This is a genomic window from Niastella koreensis GR20-10, from assembly GCF_000246855.1.
Lineage (GTDB): Bacteria > Bacteroidota > Bacteroidia > Chitinophagales > Chitinophagaceae > Niastella > Niastella koreensis.
In genome coordinates this window covers 7,944,578-7,966,636 of the sequence record NC_016609.1, presented here as the reverse complement: position 1 = coordinate 7,966,636, position 22,059 = coordinate 7,944,578, and the positions used below count along the sequence as shown (strand labels likewise).

Genomic DNA, 22,059 nt, shown 5'->3' with positions numbered 1-22,059 from the left:
AAGGTTATGTTTTCAGGAGGGGATCACTACATACAGATTTACCAGATTTCTTTAAAATCAACGCGGGCATTGCATTCTGAAAAGGAAAATTCGTGTACAAGGTTTCTACCATTTTGCTTTAATTGGTATTCCCCATCTATTAATTCATATATCTCCACTTCTTCTTTATCTGGAGCTATAATGATATAATATTTAATTCCTTGCTTCTCGTAAATTCCGTATTTGGTATGCCGGTCTTTTAAGGCAGTAGAAGGCGACAATACTTCAACTACAAGAGCTGGTGTGAAATCCAAATATTGTTTGGAAATTTCACCACACACAACTAACATGTCAGGCTGTAAAATGGTATCATCACTTACTCGATAATCTAATGGCTGGTAGGGGGCACCCCTGTTATAAGTTTTTAATGGCAAACGAAATTCTGTAAATATATTTCCTGCAATCCTTTGATGTTTTGGAACAGGCGAGGGGCTCATAGCATGTGGAATGCCTTTGATCAACTCCCATTTCCCTTCCCAATGTTTCCAATCATCGTATGTATAATGTGGCAATATTGTGGCTGTACTATTCACTGATATTCTTTTTATAAAGATACATATTCCCTTTGAATAGTAAAAGAGGGGAAATCCATATATACTATTGATTATTAACCATATACAACCCCCTGATATTAATATTTTAATAACTTGACCACTGTTTCGTGCAACCGGGCTTTTGCCAGGAAATTATTTTCCAGCTCGGTATTGAATGGTACCGGCGTATCGAGGGAGGCACAGCGCAAAACCGGCGCATCCAACAGCTCAAAACAATGTTCCCCCACCCAGGCGGCTATTTCTCCGCCAATGCCTCCGGTCATCGTATCCTCATGCAGCACCAGCACCCGGCCGGTTCTGTGAACAGCAGCTTTAATAGCGTCATAATCGAGCGGCAACAAGGTGCGCAGGTCAAGAATGTCTATGGACACCTCAGGATGATGCGCAGCATACTCTTCCGCCCATATTACTCCTTGTCCGTAGGTGATAATGCTGCAATCCTCACCCGCACGGGCATGCCGGGCTTTGCCAATCTCGGTTTCATAATAGCCTTCGGGCACATTGCCATGTACACTCCGGTATAATGCTTTATGCTCAAAAAACAACACGGGATTGGGATCATTGATGGCGGCGATAAGCAGTCCCTTTGCATCGGCAGGGGTAGATGGATACACTACCTTCAACCCCGGGGTATGCACAAACCAGGCTTCATTGGTTTGGGAATGGAAGGGCCCCGCCCCTACTCCGGCGCCACAGGGCATTCTTATAACCACATTGGCCGACTGGCCCCAACGGTAATGGATCTTGGCCAGGTTGTTTACGATCTGCGTAAAACCCATGGTCACAAAATCGGCAAACTGCATTTCTATCATCGACCGGTAGCCCTGTATGTTCAGGCCCAGTGCGGCGCCCAAAATGGCGCTTTCACACAACGGGGTGTTGCGAACACGGTCTTTACCAAACTCTTCTACAAAACCTTCTGTTATTTTAAATACGCCGCCGTATTCGGCAATGTCCTGACCCATTAAAATAAGGTCGGCATGTTGCTGCATACTTTGGTGCAGTCCTTCTTTTATAGCGTCAATAAACCGTTGCTCTTTAACGGAACCGGCAGCTTCGGGGTTTTCTTCATCGTAGCGCATGCCCCTTACATCCAGCTTGTTTTCGGCATATACCTCGCGCAACTCCCTGCCTGTATCAACATACATGGGTTTGGCGTTGAACCCGATATTACATTCAACGTCTACATAGTCTTTCAGGTCCTGGTGAATGGCATCGAGCTCTTCTTTTTTCAGCACCTGTTTTGATAACAGGAACTGCTCAAAATTCCTGATGGGGTCTTTTATATCCCACACTTCAAACAAATATTGAGGAACGTATTTGGTGCCGCTGGCCTCTTCATGGCCGCGCATGCGGAAGGTTGCGCATTCAACCAGGTAGGGCCGCTGGTATTCAAGGCAGTATTTCTTTACACCTTTGATGGTGTCGTATACATTGAGGATGTTATTTCCATCAATCTTTACCCCGTCAATACCATAACCGCGGGCTTTTTCAACCAGCGCTTCACAACGGTATTGTTCATTCACGGGGGTGCTCAGGGCATAGCCATTGTTCTCTATCACAAAGATCACGGGCAGGTCCCACACGGCGGCCACATTCACCGCTTCGTGAAAATCGCCTTCACTCGTGCCGCCTTCACCGGTAAACACCACCACTACTTTATCTTCTTTGCGTAGTTTATGCGCCAGGGCTATTCCATCTGCAATACCTAACTGCGGCCCCAAATGCGAAATCATCCCACAAATATGGTGCTGGGCATTTCCAAAGTGAAAACTGCGCTCCCGCCCTTTACTATACCCGCTCTGGTTTCCCTGCCATTGCATCAGTAATTTATGCAGCGGCATATGCCGGCTTGTAAACACGCCCAGGTTCCGGTGCAGGGGTAAAATCCACTCGTCTTCGTCCAGCGCCTGCGTAACTCCCACGGCAATTGCTTCCTGCCCAATTCCACTAAACCATTTCGAGATTTTTCCCTGCCGCAACAACACCAGCATCTTTTCTTCGATCAGCCGGGGCAATAACAGGCTCTTATACAAATGAACCAGTTGGTCATAGGTTAAATCTTTACTATCGAAGTGCATACAATAAAAAAATAGTGTACTATGAAGTTAGGGCAAATCAAATATCCGTGGGTAGTGGCGGCTATTCTTTTTCGTTTCTTTTTTCTTTATATAATACCGAAGTAACAATTGACAGCAACAAACTAAACAACAGCGCCCACCAGAACCCGTCTACCGCAAAGCCTTTTATGAACTTGTCGGCCAGGATAATAATGAGGGCGTTTATCACAAATAAGAAAAGCCCTAATGTTACAATGGTAATGGGAAAGGTGATGAAGATCAGGATGGGCTTTACAATGGCATTCAGGATGGCCAGTACTATGGCCAGCACAATGGCGGTTGTAAACGTATCTATATGAACCCCGCTTAAAATGTAGGATAGGCCGAAGGCTACAATGGAGGTGACAATGATACGCATGATAAAGTTCATAACTATAGTGGTTTAGTGTATAAGTCGGTGAAACTATAAAAAAGTAACAAGCCCGTCGTTTTATGGGGACGGGCCTGTTATATCGTAAAACGGCAGACGGCAAACATGGCTCGCGTTTTTTGAAATTTATCACGACCTTGTATCGCGGGCATTTTCTCTGCCTTCTGCCTTCTGCCTTCTGCCTTTTAAATCACTACTAATTCATAAAACTCCTCCGGCACCAGGTACTTCTTCGCCAGCTCCTGCAGCTCCTCGGCCGAAATGGTCTTAATGATCTGCACGCTGCGATCAAAATAATGTTCGTCTACATTGTTCAGGATCATGCTCTTCCAGCGGCCAATAACATGGAACGGCCCATCCAGGTCGCCCAGGATGCTGCCGATCATGGAATTGCGCGTCATACTCAGCTCCTCCTCATCTATTGGTTCGTCACGCAACTGCTCCATTTCGTTATATATTTCCTTTACAGTCTCTGCCGTTACATCACGCCCGGCTTCGGTGCTCACCATCCAGCCGCTGGTGCTGGTAAAATTCAACAGGTAACTATAAATGCCGTAGGTATACCCTTTTTCTTCCCGGATGTTACCCATTAATCGGGAACCGAAAAAGCCACCCAACACATTGTTCAGCACCATCACCTTCTGAAAATCGGGGTGATGCCGGTTAGGGAATGGCCGGGCTATACGAATGGCCGATTGTACGCCATTGGGATCGTTCAGGATTTCATACTTCTTCTGCGTGGCCGGCTGTACCGGATGCTGAATAACTTCTGCACCACCCATGCGCGGCTTTAATGGCAGCTGGCCAAAATACTTTTCCAGCGTGTCGATAATATCTACCGGTAACTTCCCGGCCACAAATATCACACAGCGACCCTGTTTGTAATATTCGTTGTAAAATTTAACTATATCATCCCGTTGCAGTGCTGCGTAATCTGCCAGTTCATTATAAGTACCATACGGGTGTTTTTCGCCAAACAGGTAGGCGTCGATCAACCGGCCGGCTACAAATTCCCCTTTTTGCAGATTTACCTTCAGGCGCTGTTGCGAGTTTTGCACATAAATGTCCAGCTCTTCCTGGGGAAAAACCGATTCCTGCACCAGTTCTGCCACCACGGGCAACAGCTCGTTAATGTGCTTGCTCAACGTGTGCAGGGTTATCTCTGCTGTTTCGTTGTAACAGGAACGGTTGAGGTAAGAACCGTAATATTCAAAATGCTCATTTATTTCAAACGCGTTGCGCTTGTTGGTGCCATTCTTCAATAAGAAATTTGCAGCAGCGGCAACGGCCTTTTTATTCTCAAACCAGTTACCGGCCGAAAAAACCCAGTTCACCATCAGGGTATCTTCACTACCCATATCAAGCGCATATATTTCAATACCGTTGGCGAGCTTATATTTTTTGGTGGCCGGCAATTTTATGTCAAATTGAACCGGATCTATTATTTTAGGAGCAACTGTTCTGTTTAGCATATCTTCTTTTTAGTCGTCTTTTATTCTTTAATTCTCACTGTAGTATTTCAGCGTACTGCAATTATTGGGATTGAATATTTGCTTGCTGTATTTCAGAATGTCATCGCCGGTAACCGAGAAGTATTTATCCCGGTCGTGGTTGAACAGGTTTACGTCGCCCAGCAATTCATAAAAGGCAAGGTTATTGGCCCGGGTAAGCACACTCATGTCTTCAAATGCCAGGGTGGCTTCGGTTTTGTTCTTTATTTTGGTGAGCTCTTTTTCGCTGATGCCGCCCTGTTTCAGTTTTTCAATCTCTTCGTTGATGGCGGCTTCGGCATCTTCCATTTTTACGCCTTTCACCAGTTTTCCTTCAATGGCCAGCAAGCCTTTATCAATAGTTCCAAAATGATAGCATTCTATCTGGCTGAATAACTTTTTCTCCTTTACCAGTTGCTGGTACAAGCGGGATGAACCGCCACCTCCCAACACTTCGGTAATAAGATCGGCCACATAATACCCATGTGCCAGGCGGTTATCCATATGCCACACTTTGTAGATGGCATCCAGGGGTACTTTGGCTTTTACTTCCATGGAGCGGGGCTCTGTTTGCACAGGCTCATCCGGGATCTGGCGATCATATTTTTCACCGGAAGGAATATTACCAAACCATTTCTCCGCCAGCTGACGGACCTGTTCCACTTTCACATTTCCAGCCACTACCAGTATGGCGTTTTGGGGACGATAATGTTTAAAGAAGAAGTCTTTTACATCCTGCAGGCTGGCATTTTCAATATGCGATAGTTCCTTGCCGATGGTCATCCAGCGGTAAGGGTGTTTTTTATAAGCCATTTCGCGCAGCTTGAACCATACATCGCCGTAAGGTTTATTAATGTAGTGTTCTTTAAATTCCTCAATAACCACCTTGCGTTGTACTTCCAGGCTTTTTTCGCTGAATGCCAGCGAAAGCATGCGGTCGCTTTCGAGCCAGAAGGCTGTTTCCAGGTTTTCGGCCGGTAATGTGATATAATAATTGGTTACATCATTACTGGTGTAGGCATTGTTTTCGCCCCCGGCCATTTGGAGTGGGGTTTCAAAATCTTCTATGTTTTTGGAACCGCCAAACATCAGGTGCTCGAACAGGTGAGCAAAACCGGTTTTATTGGCATCCTCGTCCCTGGCGCCCACATCGTACATCACATTTAATACTGCCATGGGGGTGGAATGATCTTCATGTACTATAACCCGTAAGCCATTCGATAGCGTAAATTTTTCAAATTGTATCATATGCCGTTATTGCTTTTAATGTTCTTAAGACCTGTCAGGTTCGCCTTGTCCACCTACTTATTCAGCTTAAAAACGCGGACCTGACAGGTCACTCTACAATCCTGAGCGGAGTCGAAGGACGCTACAAATTAACGACAAGTTGAGGTATTTGGTTGAAAGTGATTGATAAAAGACGGTTAACGCCCCGTCAGAATGTTCTTCACCTTCAGGGTTAGCTGGTAAGGACCGTCTTTTCGCAACACCAGGATCCTGAGCCTTTCGCCCGGGGTTTGCATCAGGTTCTTATAGGTTTGAATATTATTACTGAAGTTATTCGCTACGCCCATAATGATGTCGCCCGGTTTAAACCCGGCCTGTTCGGCGGGCGATTCGGGCATAATATCCACAACCTGAATTTCGCCATCCACCACGTACATCCCCAGTCCGGTATAGGAATAATCGAACTGTTCCCTGTAATGCGAATTGGGGATCATATAAATGTCTTTGCGCTCATAATTGAGAATGAGGTTAAAACGGCGCAGCAAGTCATTGCCTACGAGCCCCGCAAGGGCGGGGTATTGGGTAACATTAAATTCATCGTCGAAAATATAGGTAGGCACATTTTTAAACCGGAATGGCCCCAACTGCAATTGTTTTATAACTCCTTGTTTCATAGGAGCTTTACCGCCCAAACCCTCTGCCTGTGTAGCATACCATTTGCGTTTGGGTTTTACAAAATTACTATCGCTCACAAAGTCGGCCGAAAGCAGCAGGCACATGCCGGCGCCGGTATCAAAATAAAAGCGGGAAGCCAGCGGCCGGTTGTCCTTGATATTGGCATTTAAAATGGGAATGGTCTGAATGAAAGGTTTCAGCAAAAAACCACCCCGGGGATACTTAAAGGTGCCCTTTGTATAAACAGAAATGGCCAGGCTGTCGTAATCGATCTTTAAAATATAGCGCGACAAAAAGCTCAATCCAATAATGCCGTCTATCTTTTCCCCATAGGCGCTGGTCAAAACATCATAATCGTTAATATGAAAATCCAGGTTCTCAACCGCCAGGTTTGGCAGGTGCAGGGTTTGGCCATAGGAGAAAAATACCCGCCGTACCCCCGCAATACCACGGATGGTGCGGTCGCTTAATTGGGTTGTTATTTTCAAATAATCTGCCGTGGTAGAATCGAGCGATATGCCGCCGCTGCCGGTATCCAGTACAAAATTGAGGGTATCGGGAAAGTTACTCAGGCGCGCTTTTATCAGTATAATTCCACCGGTAAGTAACCTGAAAGGGAATTGCGCTATCTTTTTGGCAGGCGGCGGAACAAATTCCTCCTGCGCCTGTACCATCGTTACAGCGAAACAAAGCAGTAGAATGGGTATGGTCAGCAATCGCATGGGAGCAGGTTTATAAGTAGCTGGCTCTGGAAATTAGTTAGATAGTAAGATAAAATATTTATCTGATAATGCTAAACCATTGGTATAAAAACAACTAAACAACGCGGTGCACCGGCTCAAATGCAGCTAAAGAAGTACCAATAACCTTCGGATTTCCATTTATACGATTCATTCTGAACCGTTCGTTTAGTACTTTTGTTGCTACAATAAATTTTTATGCACCTGGATGAGCTGTATGCGAAAGCGCTGAATTTTGACTTTCTGACCATTGAGGAAGGAATGGCCCTGTTTGAACAAGCCCCATTGACAGAACTGATGTTTGTAGCCAATGAGTTGCGTAAAAAGCAGGTACCACATGGGAAAGTTACCTGGCAAATAGACCGAAACGTTAACACCACCAATGTATGTATCGCCAATTGTAAGTTTTGTAACTTCTTCCGCATCCCCGGCCATGCCGATGCTTACATAACCGATATCGCTACCTATAAAAAGAAAATTGATGAAACCATCCGCTGGGGTGGCGATCAATTACTGCTGCAGGGTGGCCACCATCCCGAGCTGGGTTTACAGTTTTACGTTGATCTTTTCAAACAATTAAAACAACTGTACCCCACCATTAAACTGCACACCCTGGGGCCCCCTGAAATTGCACACATCACCAAACTCGAAAAATCTACCCATAAGGAAGTGCTGACCGCCCTGAAAGAAGCGGGTATGGACAGCCTCCCCGGCGCCGGCGCCGAAATACTGGTTGACCGCGTTCGCCGCCTTATTTCAAAAGGCAAATGCGGCTCACAGGAATGGCTGGATATTATGCACGAAGCGCATAAACTGAACATTACCACCTCCGGCACCATGATGTTCGGTCACGTGGAAACCGTTCGGGAACGTTTTGAACACCTGGTGAAGATCAGGGAAGTACAATCCAGAAAACCGGCCGAAGCCAAGGGTTTCCTGGCCTTCATCCCCTGGACCTTCCAGGATGTGGATACCTTATTGACAAAGATCCGCGGGGTGCATAACCTCACCACGCCCGATGAATATATTCGCATGATCGCCATTAGCCGTATTATGCTGCCCAATGTGAAGAACATTCAGGCTTCCTGGCTCACCGTGGGTAAACAAACTGCCCAGATCTGCCTGCACTCCGGGGCAAATGATTTTGGCAGCATTATGCTGGAAGAAAATGTGGTAAGTGCTGCCGGTGCACCACACCGCTTTACTTACAAAAGCATTCAACAGGCCATCAAAGATGCCGGGTTTGAACCGCAGCTGCGCAACCAGCAATACGAATGGCGGCCGCTGCCTTCGATCATTGAAGAACAGGTTATTGATTATTAGTGTAGCGGCTGTTTTAAGTGCTGTTTTAGTATAATTTACTTACAGTTTCAGGTTACAAGTTACAGGGAAGGCAATTTTAAAAGGATAATAGCCTTGTAACTTGTAACCTGCAAATAATTCCTACCCCCTCATCCTGCTTTTCCCTAACCCTTTCTTACTTTTCTGTTTACCAAATTCATCCGGAACCTAAAAAACTGATAGAAAACCCCTATTTACAGTAAAAAATAAGGGTTGATATTCAATACAAATGGTATTAAATCAGTTATTATAATGGGTAAGTATTGTACTCTCGAAAAACAATGAACAGTCCCTTTCGTAAACTGATAAGAATTGCTGTTGTGCTGCTTGCGGCTGTGCTTCTATTCAACTTTTTCGGCTATTACATGGTTCATCTGTCCAGTAAACAGAATGAGAAAATGGTAAAGCTGGTGAATATAAGCGGGCAGCAGCAAACGCTATGTCAGTTAATTACCAAAGACGTAATGCTGCTTACCAGGGGAAATCTGCCCGAACCGGAACAATTGGCCATCCGGGAACAATTACGCAACGCTACCGATTCCATTATCAGCGGCAACCAGCTGCTTCGCGACAAAATAAAGATCATCCAGGATGAACCGGTCACCAACGACCTGCTGGAAATTACCCGCGACCTCACCAATGCCCAAACCCATCTTAAAGGCATTGTTGCCGTATCCCAGGAAGTGTTCCAGGCCGATAGTCAGCTGCTGGCCATCAACGGCGCCCTGTACAGACAACAGATCCTGTACAGCGAAAAAAAGTTCTACCCGCTGATGAATGAGGTGGTAGATCGCTACACCAGGGTGGTAACCGATAAAATGGAGGAATCCTCCACCATCAATACCGGTAAATTCGTTTCGCTCATCGTGGCCCTCATCTGCCTTATTTTCCTGGTTATCGATCCGCTGTTACGGCATAATAAACAAAACTATGCGGCCCTGCAGGCAGCCCGTAACGACCTGTTGCGCGAAAAGCAATACTTGTCGTCTATCCTCAATTCGCAAACCAACTACGTGGTGCGCATAGACCGCAACGGGAATTTTACCTATGCCAATCCACAGTTTTTACAGGCCTTCGGCTATAATGAAAAAGAGGTTTTAGGAGTTCCTTTTTATACCACCATTCATACCCGCGACCTGCATCGCTGCCAGGAAGTGGCCGATCTGTGCTGGCTTCACCCCGGTACGGTGTACAAACTGCTGATTAAAAAATCATTGAAGAACCCCGTTAACTTTCAATGGACCGACTGGGAGTTCATTGCCCTGCAAAATGAGGATGGGGCTTCAGAAATTCAGGGCATCGGGGTAAACGTAACCGAAAAAGTAATTGCCGAGCAGGCCCTGCAAAACAGCGAACAAAAGTTCCGCCTGCTGGCCGAACATGCGGAAGATATCATCTCTGTAAGCAGTCCCGATGGCGTTTTCCAGTATGTTTCGCCCTCGGTTGAAAAAGCACTGGGTTATTTTATTGAAGAAATGGAAGGCCGTTCCATCACCGAATTTGTTCACCCGGACGATGTGCAGGCCTTCATTCTGCAAAAAAACAGCGCCGTATTAGGCAGGATCGATAACCTCAGGTTGCGTTACCGCATCCGGAAAAATAACAATGAATACATCTGGCTGGAAAGCATTTTAAAACCCGTGAAGGAAAATAACCAGGTGGTAAAGATCATTTCCACCTCCCGTAACGTCACCGAACAAAAAATGGCGGAGGTGGAACGCGAGCAGCTACTGGTTGACGTAAAACAATCGGAAGAGTTGCTGCGCACCATCATCAATTCAACCCCCGACTGGATCTTTATAAAAGACCCCTCCCACCGGTTCCTGCTCATCAACCAGTCCTGCGCCGATTCACTGCGCAGGTTGCCGGAGGATGTTATTGGTAAGGACGACCTGGAAGTGGGCTTTCCGGCTGAATACGTTACCGGCGATCCCACCCGTGGCATTCGCGGCTTTTGGGCCGATGATGATGAAGTAGTGAAGAGCGGCAAGGTGATATACATCCCCGAGGAACCGAACTACGCAAATGGTCAGTTGAATACCATGAGCACTGTTAAAGTGCCATTGAAAGACCAGGAAGGCAATGTATGGGGCGTATTAGGGTTTGTGCACAACATTACCCCACTGAAAAAGGTAGAAGAAAACCTGCGCCGTAAAGACCAGTTGCTGCAGGCAGTGTCCGAAGCCACGCACCTGTTGATCAGTAATAACAACCTCGATCAGGCTATTGGCGAAGCCATACAATTACTGGGCATGAAGTTGCAGGTTGATAACCTGAATGTATACAAGAATGAATATGTACTGGCCGAAGATAAATGGTATACCAGCCGGTTGTGGCAATGGGAAAGCACTACCGATGAGTTGATCTACCGGCCACCCGGATGCCAGAATGCCGAACTGAGCAGCAATACACTGCTTTTCCAATCCCTCATCCGGGAAGAGATCTTCTGCAGCCATGTTAAAAATATTAAAGACCCTGAGCTGAAGGAGTTTTATGAAAAACGCGGTATTAAAACCACGGCAGTACTGCCTGTTTTTACCATGAACTATTTCTGGGGCTTTGTAAGCTTTGGCGACAGAAACCAGGAACGCGACTGGACCATCACCGAATTCAGCATTCTACAATCCTTTGCCGCCACGCTGGCTGCCGCTATTGAGCGTAAACAAATGGAGCAGGAGCTGGTGCAGGCAAAAGATATGGCCGAATCGGCCAACCAGGCTAAAAGTGAATTCATGGCCAACATGAGCCATGAGTTGCGAACGCCTATGAATGGCATTATTGGTTTTACCGACCTGGTGCTTACGACCAACTTACAACACTCGCAACGCGATTACCTGGAAAATGTAAAGAAATCGGCATACGGGCTGCTGGATATCATCAACGATATTCTCGACTTCTCCAAACTGGAAGCAGGTAAACTGCAGATAGATAACACCTCTTTCAGAATTGATGAACTGGTTGAAGAAGCAATAGACATTCTATCAGTAAAAGCTTTTGAAAAGAGGCTCGAAATGGTTTGTCACATCGATCCGCTGTTGCCTTCGCGCGTTAGCGGCGACCCGGTCCGCATTCGCCAGGTGTTTGTAAACCTGTTGGGCAATGCCATAAAGTTCACCCAAAAGGGTGAAATCTTTGTGTCGCTGAAGAAAGCCGGCAACATGTATGTAAAAGACGGTAAAAAGTTTATCGACATCGACCTCTCAGTACGCGATACTGGTATTGGCATTCCCAAAGAAAAACTGGTTAAAATATTCGACAGCTTTACGCAGGCAGATTCGTCTACAACGCGTAAATATGGGGGAACCGGTTTGGGACTTACCATTTCAAAAAGCCTGGCCGAATTAATGGATGGCAGCCTGCAGGTGGAAAGCGAAACCAATCGTGGCAGTACATTTACCCTCAAGCTGCCGCTTGAAATTGTAAACATCGAACCGCAGATAACCGGCGCCTACCGGCCGCCTTTAACCAAAGTGCTGGTGGTCGATGACAATGCCAGCAACCGCTGGCTGATGCAGGAAATATTCCGCTACTTCAGCATTGCCTGTGAAACCGCCCACAACGGCCGCGAAGCCCTTGCTATCCTGAATCGCATTCACCAGAACAGCGAGCCGCTCGACCTTATTATAACCGACCACCATATGCCCGAAATGGATGGTATGCAACTGGTGCAGGAAATGCGCAGGTCATCACAAGGGTATACGCCCCCGGTTATTATGATGCTGTCGTCGCTGGAGAAAAATATGTTCCAGCGACAGGCCGAAAAACTGGGCATTCATGGTTTCCTGTCAAAACCCGTAAAACTATACGAGTTATACGCTACGCTTTCAGCTATGTTCACTACCGGAAAACAACAACCGGAAAAAATAAGCACCATCCCCGTTATTGAAAAAATTACCGATGCGGCCACCATTATGGTAGTGGAAGATGAACCCATCAATATGCTGTTGATAACAGAAGTATTGGGCAAAATGGGATTTGCAGTAATAAAAGCCACCAATGGCAAACAGGCGCTCGAACTATTGCAACAACAGGATCCCCAGCTGATCTTTATGGACGTGAATATGCCCGAAATGGATGGCTTCAGCACTACCCGCCTCATTCGCCAGCTGCCACAACCTTACAGTCTAATTCCCGTGATCGCGCTCACCGCCGATGCCATGCAGGGCGATAAGGAAAAATGTATCGAGGCCGGCATGAACGATTATATTTCAAAACCTTTCAAACTGGAAGAAATAGAATCAGTATTGAAAAAGAGGATGTTATTGGTGTAGCAACGCCGTTGGCTAAAGTTTAACAGCCCGGCCGTAACTTTTTTACAACTCCACCGACCTATAATTTGTCTTATAATCATTAAATTCAGGAAATGAAGAAACAACCCTCTTTGGTGTTTTGTGTGTTGATGGACCTCATTGGTTGTGCCACCTATCTCATACCCGGACTGGGTGAGTTTGGCGATATCATTTGGGCGCCCATCTCCGGTATCATTTTCTTTATAACCTTCGGCGGCTGGAAGGGTGCTATGGGTGGTATGTTCAACTTTATTGAAGAAATCTTACCCGGTACCGATTTTATTCCCAGCTTCACTATTATGTGGTTCCTTAACAGGGTGGGTAAGCCACAAAAACAGGAACCCATCAGAACGATCAGGATCGGTTAACTCAGCTGGCAACAAAGCGGTAGCCTACTCCCTTGATGGTAATTATTTCCAGCAACTCATCTTCTTTAAGATAACTGCGCAATTTGGTGATGTATACATCCAGGTTGCGGGAGTTGAAAAATGAGTCATTGCCCCACAGCAGGTTTAAAATGTCTTTGCGGTCAATGATCTTGTCGCGGTTTTCGTATAACAATTTCAACAGCTCACTTTCCCGGAACGATAGCTTCCGTTCTTCGTTATACCCTGTCAGCAACTGCCGGACAACATTAAAGTTGTAGTTACCAATTTGCAGGCTATCTTTTCCATTAATGGCTTTGGCGCCCGGTTCTTTAAAACGCAACGCATTTTCAATTCGCACAATTAATTCTTCCATGCTGAATGGCTTACGGATGTAATCGTTACCACCAATGGAGAATCCTTTTACCAGGTCGTTGGTTTGTGTTTTGGCAGTGAGGAAGATGATGGGCACACGGCCATTTATTTCGCGTATTTCACCGGCAATGCTAAAACCGTCTTTATTGGGCAGCATTACATCCAACACACAAACATCAGGCTTCATTTCCCGGAAAACGGCGAGTACGTTGGTGCCATCGCTTTCCATCACCACTTCAAACTGACGGCTTTCCAGGCTTTCTTTTACAATTTTGCCCAGGAACAATTCATCTTCTGCGTAAAGTATTTTGGTCTTGCTCATGTGGCTGCAGGTAGTTTTATAATAAAACGGCTTCCAATTCCGGGCTGGCTTTCTACTTCAATGGAGCCATCATGCCGCTGAATAACATACGACACATAACTCAATCCCAATCCATACCCTTTTACATTGTGGGTGTCGCCCGATGGGACCCGGAAAAACTTATCGAAGATCTTTTTATGGTATTCTACCGGAATGCCGATGCCATTATCGGTTACCAGTAAAAAGATCTGTTCCGCCTCGTCTTTTAGTTCAATATGAATGGAAGGATTTTCCTTGCTATACTTTAAGGCATTATCCAGTAAATTAAACAACACGCTGGTTATATGCAACCTGTCTGCAGTAATGCCAAACCGGTAACCCTGTAATTGTACATTGATCTGGGCGCGGTATTTTTCAAATTGCAGCTTCATGGAACCTACCACCTCCTTCACCAGCACAGCCAGGTCAACGGCTTCTTCTTTCAGCTCCACCTGGTGTTTTTCAAACATTGATAATTTCAGCACCTTATCAACCAGGAACGATAACCGTTGCAATTCGTTGCTCGAAATGGCCAGGTATTCCCTGGTACGCTCCGGATCGTGCAGGGCGTCAAAATTCCGTAAGGCTTCAATGGCCACACTCACTGTTGCAATAGGCGTTTTCAGCTCATGAGTAATATTGCTGATAAAGTCGTTCTTGATCTTTGTTAGCTTGCGTTGCTGAATTAAACTGCGCAACAATAAAAAGAAAGACAAAGCGGTAAGTCCCACCAACATCAGCGAAAATAAAAACTGCGGCCACATTTTCTGTAACACAACCGGGTTGGTGTTTGCAATAGACATCCTGTAGGTTACAGGATGATTAAACCCAACCGTCATTTCATTATCCCGGTCAAAGGTTGGAAGCGCCAACAGGCTGTCTTTAGCCGGCAAAATTTTCTTACTGGTTATTGAAAAGGAAACCAGGATCTTTTCCTTTTTTAATAATTGCGCATATTTAGCCGAAAGCTCCTTTATGCTGATGCTATCCTGCAGGGAATCCACGCGGCTTAATACCCGCACCATCCCCGGAGCCGGTCCATCTTTAAATATTTCAATTTCTTCGTTGGCAATTGGCGGCTGGCCGGGGCGCGGCAGGTGACCCGGATCTTTCTTGCTCAGCAATACGCGGAACTGTTGGTGGCCCAGGGTATCCAACACCTTCTCGTGCAGCGCGTCAATCATGCCTACCGCACCGTAACGTATCTTTCTGAAATGAACATCACCATTGGTATCCAGCTTTAGCTTTTCGGCCCTGATGCGCTGGATGGCTTCGCGAAATAATACATGGGCCCTGAAAGACAGGTCATGCTTTTCTTCCCTGAAATTTTTGGCAAGCCAGTAAACCTGGAAGGTTGCTACAGCTATTATAGCCAGCAACATTAGAATAACCGGTAAATACAAGCGGCGCCCATGCATAACCTTACAAAAGTAGCCGAATAATGTTGGCCGGTTAATACCATTAACCTTAATTAACATTAATCAAAGGTGCATTAACCTGTTACCGTTGGCCCCTGCAATAGTTTTGAAACAAATAATAATGAATATGAAAGCGATATACTTGATAACAGGTTTATTGATCTGCGGGCACGCATGGGCACAGCAGCAAAGCGGCCGGGTAGTGTATGACTTTACCCGCAAAATGATGCTCCGCACCGATGTAGCTGGCGGCGGGCCCGGGATGGAAATGGCCCCACCCCCGCAGGAGCGTACACATGTAATAAAGCTGGAGGTACTGTTCGGTAACAACCAGATGCTGCGCCGGTCCCTGGAAGATAATACACCACCCGAATTCGGCAACGATAACGGCATCCGGTTTCACGTTGGGATGGGTGACGATGACATCACCTGGCTCAATTTTACCGAAAGCCGTAAGGTTGAACAAAAGGAGTTTGCCGCCAAACAATACCTGGTTTCCGATAGTGTTCGCAAATTGAACTGGAAGCTTACCGGTGAAACTAAAAACATCCTGGGGTATGCATGCCAGCAGGCAACTACCATGCGGTCAGGCAAACGCAACATGATCTCCATGGAAAACGGTGTTATGAACCGGAAAGAGGTACCGGATACCAGCAACATAGTTGCCTGGTTTACGCCGGCTATTCCCGTTTCGGCCGGCCCCGACTTTGAAGGCCAGCTACCGGGATTAATTTTACAGATCGATGTTAACGGTAACACCACCTATAAAGCGGTGGAAGTATCGCCCAAAGTTGATATGGCTGCCATTAAAGAGCCTAAAAAAGGTAAAAAGGTAACGGCTGAGGAATTTTCTAAAGAACGGGATAAAACAATGCAGGAAATGCAACGTAGTGGCGGAAGAAACACCATACATATGAACTAATACCGGTATTCCTGTTTTCGCATATAGTATTGCTTTTAAAAAGCATTGCCACAATCATAAAAACATAATGATGGCCGTCATCAAAAAGCTGTACAATTCATTCTATTTTCATTAAGGTTTTTCATAGGATATTGGATTAACACGAGGCCCCGATTCTTCGGGGCCTTTATCTTTCTCTAAACTTATTACGTAGTATTTCATTCGCTGCATTACTTCAAAAAACTTAGCGTTAATCAATAAATAGATAAACTTCTGTTTTCGATGATGATGGTCATAGGTTATATGAAATTTTGATATTAAATTCAATTGGTTTTTCATAGGATATTGGATTAATACGGGGCTGGATGTCTATCCGGCCCTCTTTTATTTAATCCCTTGAAAGGATCAATGCATTATAAGGTCCCATGTTTAAGGATATACTGAACTCCTGTTCATCTTTGCTGCTTGTAAACGTTTCCACATCAAACACAGCCGCATCAGTAAACGATTCATCATACCCTTTCCAGTCACTGTTGAACCGTACTTTCCATACCCCTTCTTCCGGTACGCCAATCACATAGTCCTTATGCTCCTTATTCATAAAGTTCAAAACAACAATGGTACTGTCTTTTGGTCCGCCCTCGTACCAGCGGTGAAAGGCTATTACTTTATCTTCATTGTTTACATGTATGATGCGTGTATGCTGGCCCGATAGTCCTTTGGTGAGCCCTTCCATATTGCGCCGTAAACTTATACAATCGCGGTACAGGCGGGCAATACCTTTAAAGTCGCTGAACTTCGACCAGTCAAGAGGCCTGGTGTCATCAAACCAGCCGCCTTCCACAAATTCCTGACCCTGGAAAATCATGGGTATGCCGGCCGCCGTAAAAACCAGCACAGCCCCCAGCACCGATCGCTTTTTGGCAAACCAGCTCTGCGCATCGCCCGGTGTTATTTCTTCCGGTACCCGCGTTTTACCATTGGCCACATCATCGTGCGATTCTGTATAGATCACCCGTTGAAAGGCATCGCCATTAAAATTATGGTTAATGGCAAATTGTATCTTGTCCAGGTCGCGGTGCTCATCTTCAGGTACCTTCAAAACATCCCGCACGCTGAAGGTAAAAGCAGGGTCCCATTGGGTATTGAACCCTTCCCCGTTATCTTCCGTTCCTTTAGTGATCCATTCATTGTCCTGCAGGTCTTCGGCAATGGTGATCTTCCAGGGAAAACGTTTTTTCACTTCTTCATTTATCCATTTCATTAACGTCCATCCTTCGGGAAGATCGGCTTCAGGTAAATTTTTACCCTGGGCATTCCGCACAAAAAGCAGCGCATCGGTACGCAGGCCGTCTATATGATAATCTTCCAGCCACATCAGGGCATTGTCGCGCAGGTACTGCCTGACTTCGGGGCGCCCATAATCGGGCCGGGTATGGCCCCAGGGCGTTTCAGCCCGCCAGTCCTGGTAGAAGTAGATCCCACCTGCTCCATTCTCGCTCCAGCCATCAAATTGCCACAGGTCAAGGTCTGAAGGCCCAAAATGGTTATACACCACATCCAGAATAATGGCAATCCCCAATTCATGGGCAGCATTGATGAGTTCTTTAAAACCCTTTACACCGCCATAATCTGATTCAATAGCATACGGGTGAGACAAATTATACCCCCAGGAAATACCACCCGGAAATTCGGTGGCAGGCATGATTTCAAGGGCGTTCACACCCAGCGCTTTTAAATACCCCAGCCGTTGCCGGGCGGTTTCAAAAGTACCGGGCTTCCCGTCTTCCTTTACATTGAATGTGCCAATGTGCATTTCATAGATCACCAACTCATTCCAGGATGGCATTTTAAAGTCATGGTCCGTCCATTCAAAGTGCGGATCGGTGATAATGGAGTTACCCGCGGAGTTGGTTAATTCCCTTGCATACGGGTCGTTGCGGTGCAGCAAACCCATATCTGTTTGCAGAATGTATTTATATTGATTCCCTGCTTTGGCGTCAGGAATATTCAGGCCCCAATACCCATTGCCTTCATGCGTCATAGGGTGTTTATTCTTTGACCAGTTATTAAACTCGCCGGTAACAAATACCTTTTTTGCATGTGGCGCCCAAACTCTGAAGAATACGCCATTCTCGTGAGGGATGGAACCCATTCCTTCTATATGGATTTCCGGTGCTGCGGCTGTAGTACTTTTTGACATGGTAATAGTGTTTGTGGATTTCATTCCATACACTGCAATTTTGCTACCATGCCAAAATCCATCTTATATACTATCCGCCAATCATATGTATGCTGCGGAAGCCGCCTGAGGGGCTCAACCTGTTTTTAGTAAGGTTATAGGTAAAGCTCAACAGGAAAAAGCGTTGCAGGTTTCTCACCCGCTTGTCTTCGATATAATTCTGACTGGTACTGCGGCTTACGCCAATGTTTTGTTTCAGCAGGTCAAAAGCCGAAAGCCTGAGTTCGCCACGATTAAAGCGTAAGAACTGTTCGCTGATAAACGCATTCCATAACGGCACCCTGGTATTGAACCCGCTGGCGCGCTGACTGTTGATGGTGTAGGTAAACTCGGTATTAAAGTAAAAGTTGTGGGGCAGCTGCCAGTTTACTTCTGTGCTGTATACCTGGTTCAGGTATTCTGTGTTTAACGATCCCTGTAAACTGTATTGCGTTTTATAGTAATTAATGCCTGCTGTTAGCGCCAGTTCCAGTTTCTCCGTTGCATTTATTCCAAGCCTTACATCCGGACCAATATTCCAGGAACTGATCAAATTCTGCGCACCATTTATAAACGTTTTATTTTTTGTATAGCCGCCATTGGTGCTGAAGTTGATGGTGCCTTTCCATAAACGAACAGGCAAGCCAACATTTACATCGCCCGAAATATCATACGCGCCATTCACGTTTACCGGCCGGGTTGTTTTTACACCTACCGAATCAATGAAATCGGAATTAACGATCTTGTTATCGGTGCGGCGTACATTAAAGAATGCAAACAGGTTCCGGTTCTTAAATGGGTTTACCGAAAAGTAGTGGAGTTGAATGGCATGGGTTAGTTCCTGTTTTAAATCGGCATTACCTGCTTTTATATTCAGCGGGTCGCTGTTATCTGGCACCGGTTGTAATTGTGATACCGTTGGCTGATTGGTGCTGGTGTTGTAATTCAGCATCAGGCTGCGGAATTTGGTGAAGTTATATTGCAACCGGGCATTAGGCAGCAAATTATAAAAGGTTTTATTCAACGTGGAGTCTTTACCCAATACCAGGGTCTTTCCTTCCAGTTCGGCCTGTTGCCAGTTCACCCCGGCCGAAGCATTGAATTTTCTTAATTGCACCCGCCAGCGAATACCGGCCGAGTTATAGCCATAGCTGTTTTCATAATCATTGCTGTAGCGATCGTTCAACCTGTCATATTTGCCACTATAGGCATTATAGTCATAGGTTGTTTTCTGTGCGGTGCTCTTACTATTGCTTTTGGCCACACTAAATTCCAGCAACGATCTTTTAAAAATGGGTTCGGTATAAACCAGCCGCGCGGTATAACTGTTCAAATCACTGCTGTTGACATTCTGCTGCTGGATGGAATCTGTTCTGGTAACCACCCCCAGGGTGTTGCGATAGGTATTGTTGGAGATAAGGCTGCCATCACCATCACTGGCATTGGCATTGTTCTGCAAACTTAACGACAGGGTGCGGCCGGCCCGGCGAAACTTCCGGCGAACCAGCAGGTCATTACGGAAATTATACCCATGGTTATTAGTGACATTGTAACTGCTGCCACTGGTGCCCGGTGTTTGGTCTAATGACAACAGGTTATAATCGCTCCGGGTTACTGTGCCTGTTTGCTGATAGCCCAGTGAGGGTGATATTTTTATGGAAGTAAAAGAGTCGAGTTGAATATCGGCGCTCAGGTTTAACTGATGGCTGTTATTCACATTCTTTACAAAGGAGTTCTGGTTATAGAAATAGGAGGAATCGGGCAGAAAGTATTTCCGTTGAATATGACTTTCCGTATTGGGGTTATAGTGGTTGTAAAAGTAATTGCTGGTAAATTGGGTTTTATTGCCGATGAGGTTGTTGTAATTAAAGCCACCACCCCAAATGTTTCTTATTCCGTTGCCGTTATCGGTGGAGTTGGTGGGGCCAGCGTCTTTGATATCTATTTGAATACCGCCCATACCGCCGCCCGGTGAGCTGTTCATGCCGCCGTTAAAGCTCAGCATATCCATAAAGGAAAAACCTTCAGCATTGGTGTTGTTGCCCATGCCTATTATCGAAAACTGGCGGGCGCCTTGAAAGGAGTTTACATTAAACTTACCTTCATAGCGATCGTTGGTACCGCCGCCTGCCGTCACTTTCCCGAACATGCCTTTCTTTTTGTCTTTCTTTAGTTTCAGGTTGATGGTCTTTTCACTGTTGCCATCATCAAAACCGGTCAGCTGCGCCTGGTCGCTCATTTTATCAAACACCTGTACTTTATCAACCGCATCCGCGGGCAGGTTGCGCGTGGCAATCTTGGGATCCTTGCCAAAAAACTCCTTGCCATCAACCAGTACTTTCTTTACTTCCTGGCCCTGGGCCTTCACGGTACCGTCCTTTTCCACTTTAAGGCCCGGCATCTTCTTTAACAACTGTTCAACGGTAGCATTGGGGATGGTTTTAAAAGAACCGGCGTTATATTGTACCGTATCATCCAGTAAAGTTACCGGCGGGGCTTCGGCAGTAACCACCACTTCACTTAATACCCGGGTAACATCGTTCATAATAAGGTTTCCCAGGTTAACCTGTTTATGGGTGTCGTCAAGTGTAAAGGGTTGGCTGGTATTGTGGTAATTCACATGAGTGATCAACAGGCGGTAGTCGCCATTGGGCAAACCGGTCATTTCAAACTGGCCTTTGCTATCAGTCATGGTAAAGGCAACCAGTGAGCTGTCTTTTTTCAGTAACAGGGTAACGGTGGCTGATACCACTGGCTGTTTTAGCAGGGTGTCCACAGCATTGCCTTTTACCAAACCATTCTTTTGCGCCCATGTAATGGAAGAAAGGATACAACAAACGATCAGCAGGTAGAGCTTCTTCATACCGGAAATATTTTCGTGTTTGTAAGCGATTACGAAAATATTCCCAGCCCCCGGCAATGAAGGTTAAGCAGGGTTGGTTTAATGTTAATGAAGGTTAATGTTTATCAGGCCATCGTTTGCATATTGCCGCTTTCTGCCGCTACTTCATAAACCTGCAGCATAATTTTCCATTCGTTGCCTTCCGATTGCAATTGCAGCTCTACGTGCAGTTTTTGAATTAAACCTGTATTGGGCAAAAAGTGAAAATGAATAACATTCTGCCTTCTGTTCTTATCCGGTTCCTCATACTGGCCATTTAGGATGGATGGCTTTTCACCGGCCGGTTTTATGATAGTGTTATGTATTTCTTTATACAGACTATTAAAACGGTCTTTAGCGTTTTGAAAATCGGAAGAGGAAAACAGCTCACACTTCCAGCTGTAAGCCGCGGTTGTTTTTGATTCGGTCAGCATACAGTTTACTGACCCGGGGATAATGACTTTTGATTTATAATTTACAGCTGGTTCAGGGGTGTCGATGGTTTCCCCTTTTATATTGCTGAAGTGATTGGGATAGTCTTCGATCACCATTTTAAGGGCGGTGTTTGTCTGGTTAACAAAAACGCCCTGTGCGCCAGCGCTAAGGCTTAATAATAAAGCCAGTAGCATGGGTGTTACTTTGCACATGATTACAGGGTTTGGAATGGAAAAGTAATGAAAACCAATCTGCTTTTTTGCGGGTTTATACTAAAT

15 protein-coding genes are annotated in these 22,059 nt (G+C 45.8%); 4 read left to right on the top strand and 11 right to left on the bottom strand.

Annotated features, from left to right (window positions below):
• Nucleotides 1-38 precede the first annotated feature (38 nt).
• From NIAKO_RS31750 to NIAKO_RS31725, 6 genes are all read right to left on the bottom strand, one after another.
• Nucleotides 39-572, bottom strand: a complete 534-nt coding sequence (locus NIAKO_RS31750; protein ID WP_014222587.1) for a Uma2 family endonuclease — start codon at nucleotides 570-572, stop codon at nucleotides 39-41.
• Nucleotides 573-670: 98 nt separating this feature from the next.
• Complete coding sequence (locus NIAKO_RS31745; protein WP_014222586.1) at nucleotides 671-2,674, bottom strand: alpha-ketoacid dehydrogenase subunit alpha/beta; 2,004 nt, start codon at nucleotides 2,672-2,674, stop codon at nucleotides 671-673.
• 61 nt (nucleotides 2,675-2,735) lie between these two features.
• Nucleotides 2,736-3,083, bottom strand: coding sequence for a phage holin family protein (locus NIAKO_RS31740; RefSeq protein ID WP_014222585.1), 348 nt, complete (start codon nucleotides 3,081-3,083; stop codon nucleotides 2,736-2,738).
• Nucleotides 3,084-3,268: 185 nt separating this feature from the next.
• The gene (locus NIAKO_RS31735; protein WP_014222584.1) at nucleotides 3,269-4,555 is read right to left on the bottom strand and encodes a M16 family metallopeptidase; all 1,287 of its coding nucleotides are present in this window, start codon (nucleotides 4,553-4,555) and stop codon (nucleotides 3,269-3,271) included.
• 27 nt (nucleotides 4,556-4,582) lie between these two features.
• Nucleotides 4,583-5,821: a M16 family metallopeptidase gene (locus tag NIAKO_RS31730; protein ID WP_014222583.1), complete on the bottom strand. Its 1,239-nt coding sequence runs from the start codon at nucleotides 5,819-5,821 to the stop codon at nucleotides 4,583-4,585.
• Between the two features lie 176 nt (nucleotides 5,822-5,997).
• Nucleotides 5,998-7,197, bottom strand: coding sequence for an aspartyl protease family protein (locus tag NIAKO_RS31725; protein ID WP_014222582.1), 1,200 nt, complete (start codon nucleotides 7,195-7,197; stop codon nucleotides 5,998-6,000).
• A 216-nt stretch (nucleotides 7,198-7,413) separates the two neighbouring features.
• Between NIAKO_RS31725 and mqnC the strand changes: the two genes are divergently transcribed.
• The 3 genes from mqnC to NIAKO_RS31710 all read left to right on the top strand — a co-directional run bounded on the left by mqnC (nucleotide 7,414) and on the right by NIAKO_RS31710 (nucleotide 13,213).
• Nucleotides 7,414-8,538: a cyclic dehypoxanthinyl futalosine synthase gene (mqnC, locus tag NIAKO_RS31720; RefSeq protein WP_014222581.1), complete on the top strand. Its 1,125-nt coding sequence runs from the start codon at nucleotides 7,414-7,416 to the stop codon at nucleotides 8,536-8,538.
• A 299-nt stretch (nucleotides 8,539-8,837) separates the two neighbouring features.
• Nucleotides 8,838-12,827, top strand: coding sequence for a response regulator (locus tag NIAKO_RS37390; protein WP_014222580.1), 3,990 nt, complete (start codon nucleotides 8,838-8,840; stop codon nucleotides 12,825-12,827).
• A 92-nt stretch (nucleotides 12,828-12,919) separates the two neighbouring features.
• Nucleotides 12,920-13,213, top strand: coding sequence for a hypothetical protein (locus tag NIAKO_RS31710; protein ID WP_014222579.1), 294 nt, complete (start codon nucleotides 12,920-12,922; stop codon nucleotides 13,211-13,213).
• Between the two features lies 1 nt (nucleotide 13,214).
• Here NIAKO_RS31710 and NIAKO_RS31705 read toward each other — a convergent pair whose 3' ends face one another.
• Both NIAKO_RS31705 and NIAKO_RS37385 read right to left on the bottom strand, forming a co-directional pair.
• Entirely contained in the window at nucleotides 13,215-13,907 is a 693-nt protein-coding gene (locus tag NIAKO_RS31705; RefSeq protein WP_014222578.1) for a response regulator transcription factor, read from the bottom strand.
• Nucleotides 13,904-15,307 carry a sensor histidine kinase gene (locus tag NIAKO_RS37385; protein WP_165761210.1) on the bottom strand — a complete coding sequence of 468 codons (1,404 nt, stop codon included), beginning with the start codon at nucleotides 15,305-15,307 and terminating at the stop codon, nucleotides 13,904-13,906. Before NIAKO_RS37385 ends, NIAKO_RS31705 begins: the two co-directional genes overlap by 4 nt.
• 163 nt (nucleotides 15,308-15,470) lie before the next feature.
• On the opposite strand from NIAKO_RS37385, the gene NIAKO_RS31695 reads away from it, so the two are divergent.
• The gene (locus NIAKO_RS31695; protein ID WP_014222576.1) at nucleotides 15,471-16,265 is read left to right on the top strand and encodes a GLPGLI family protein; all 795 of its coding nucleotides are present in this window, start codon (nucleotides 15,471-15,473) and stop codon (nucleotides 16,263-16,265) included.
• Between the two features lie 367 nt (nucleotides 16,266-16,632).
• On the opposite strand, the gene NIAKO_RS31685 is transcribed toward NIAKO_RS31695, so the two are convergent.
• The 3 genes from NIAKO_RS31685 to NIAKO_RS31675 form a co-directional block, all read right to left on the bottom strand.
• Nucleotides 16,633-18,471 carry an alpha-amylase family glycosyl hydrolase gene (locus NIAKO_RS31685; RefSeq protein WP_081195796.1) on the bottom strand — a complete coding sequence of 613 codons (1,839 nt, stop codon included), beginning with the start codon at nucleotides 18,469-18,471 and terminating at the stop codon, nucleotides 16,633-16,635.
• 46 nt (nucleotides 18,472-18,517) lie between these two features.
• Entirely contained in the window at nucleotides 18,518-21,328 is a 2,811-nt protein-coding gene (locus tag NIAKO_RS31680) for an outer membrane beta-barrel protein (protein WP_014222573.1), read from the bottom strand.
• A gap of 104 nt (nucleotides 21,329-21,432) precedes the next feature.
• Complete coding sequence (locus NIAKO_RS31675; protein ID WP_014222572.1) at nucleotides 21,433-21,993, bottom strand: hypothetical protein; 561 nt, start codon at nucleotides 21,991-21,993, stop codon at nucleotides 21,433-21,435.
• Nucleotides 21,994-22,059 lie beyond the last annotated feature (66 nt).

Coding starts and splice junctions, on each gene's coding strand:
- NIAKO_RS31680 (WP_014222573.1), bottom strand. CDS start 21,328: ATGAAGAAGCTCTACCTGCTGATCGTTTGTTGTATCCTTTCTTCCATT.
- NIAKO_RS31710 (WP_014222579.1), top strand. CDS start 12,920: ATGAAGAAACAACCCTCTTTGGTGTTTTGTGTGTTGATGGACCTCATT.
- NIAKO_RS31705 (WP_014222578.1), bottom strand. CDS start 13,907: ATGAGCAAGACCAAAATACTTTACGCAGAAGATGAATTGTTCCTGGGC.
- NIAKO_RS31725 (WP_014222582.1), bottom strand. CDS start 7,197: ATGCGATTGCTGACCATACCCATTCTACTGCTTTGTTTCGCTGTAACG.
- NIAKO_RS37390 (WP_014222580.1), top strand. CDS start 8,838: ATGAACAGTCCCTTTCGTAAACTGATAAGAATTGCTGTTGTGCTGCTT.
- NIAKO_RS31685 (WP_081195796.1), bottom strand. CDS start 18,471: ATGAAATCCACAAACACTATTACCATGTCAAAAAGTACTACAGCCGCA.
- mqnC (WP_014222581.1), top strand. CDS start 7,414: ATGCACCTGGATGAGCTGTATGCGAAAGCGCTGAATTTTGACTTTCTG.
- NIAKO_RS31675 (WP_014222572.1), bottom strand. CDS start 21,993: ATGTGCAAAGTAACACCCATGCTACTGGCTTTATTATTAAGCCTTAGC.
- NIAKO_RS31735 (WP_014222584.1), bottom strand. CDS start 4,555: ATGCTAAACAGAACAGTTGCTCCTAAAATAATAGATCCGGTTCAATTT.
- NIAKO_RS31730 (WP_014222583.1), bottom strand. CDS start 5,821: ATGATACAATTTGAAAAATTTACGCTATCGAATGGCTTACGGGTTATA.
- NIAKO_RS37385 (WP_165761210.1), bottom strand. CDS start 15,307: ATGTTGCTGGCTATAATAGCTGTAGCAACCTTCCAGGTTTACTGGCTT.
- NIAKO_RS31695 (WP_014222576.1), top strand. CDS start 15,471: ATGAAAGCGATATACTTGATAACAGGTTTATTGATCTGCGGGCACGCA.
- NIAKO_RS31740 (WP_014222585.1), bottom strand. CDS start 3,083: ATGAACTTTATCATGCGTATCATTGTCACCTCCATTGTAGCCTTCGGC.
- NIAKO_RS31745 (WP_014222586.1), bottom strand. CDS start 2,674: ATGCACTTCGATAGTAAAGATTTAACCTATGACCAACTGGTTCATTTG.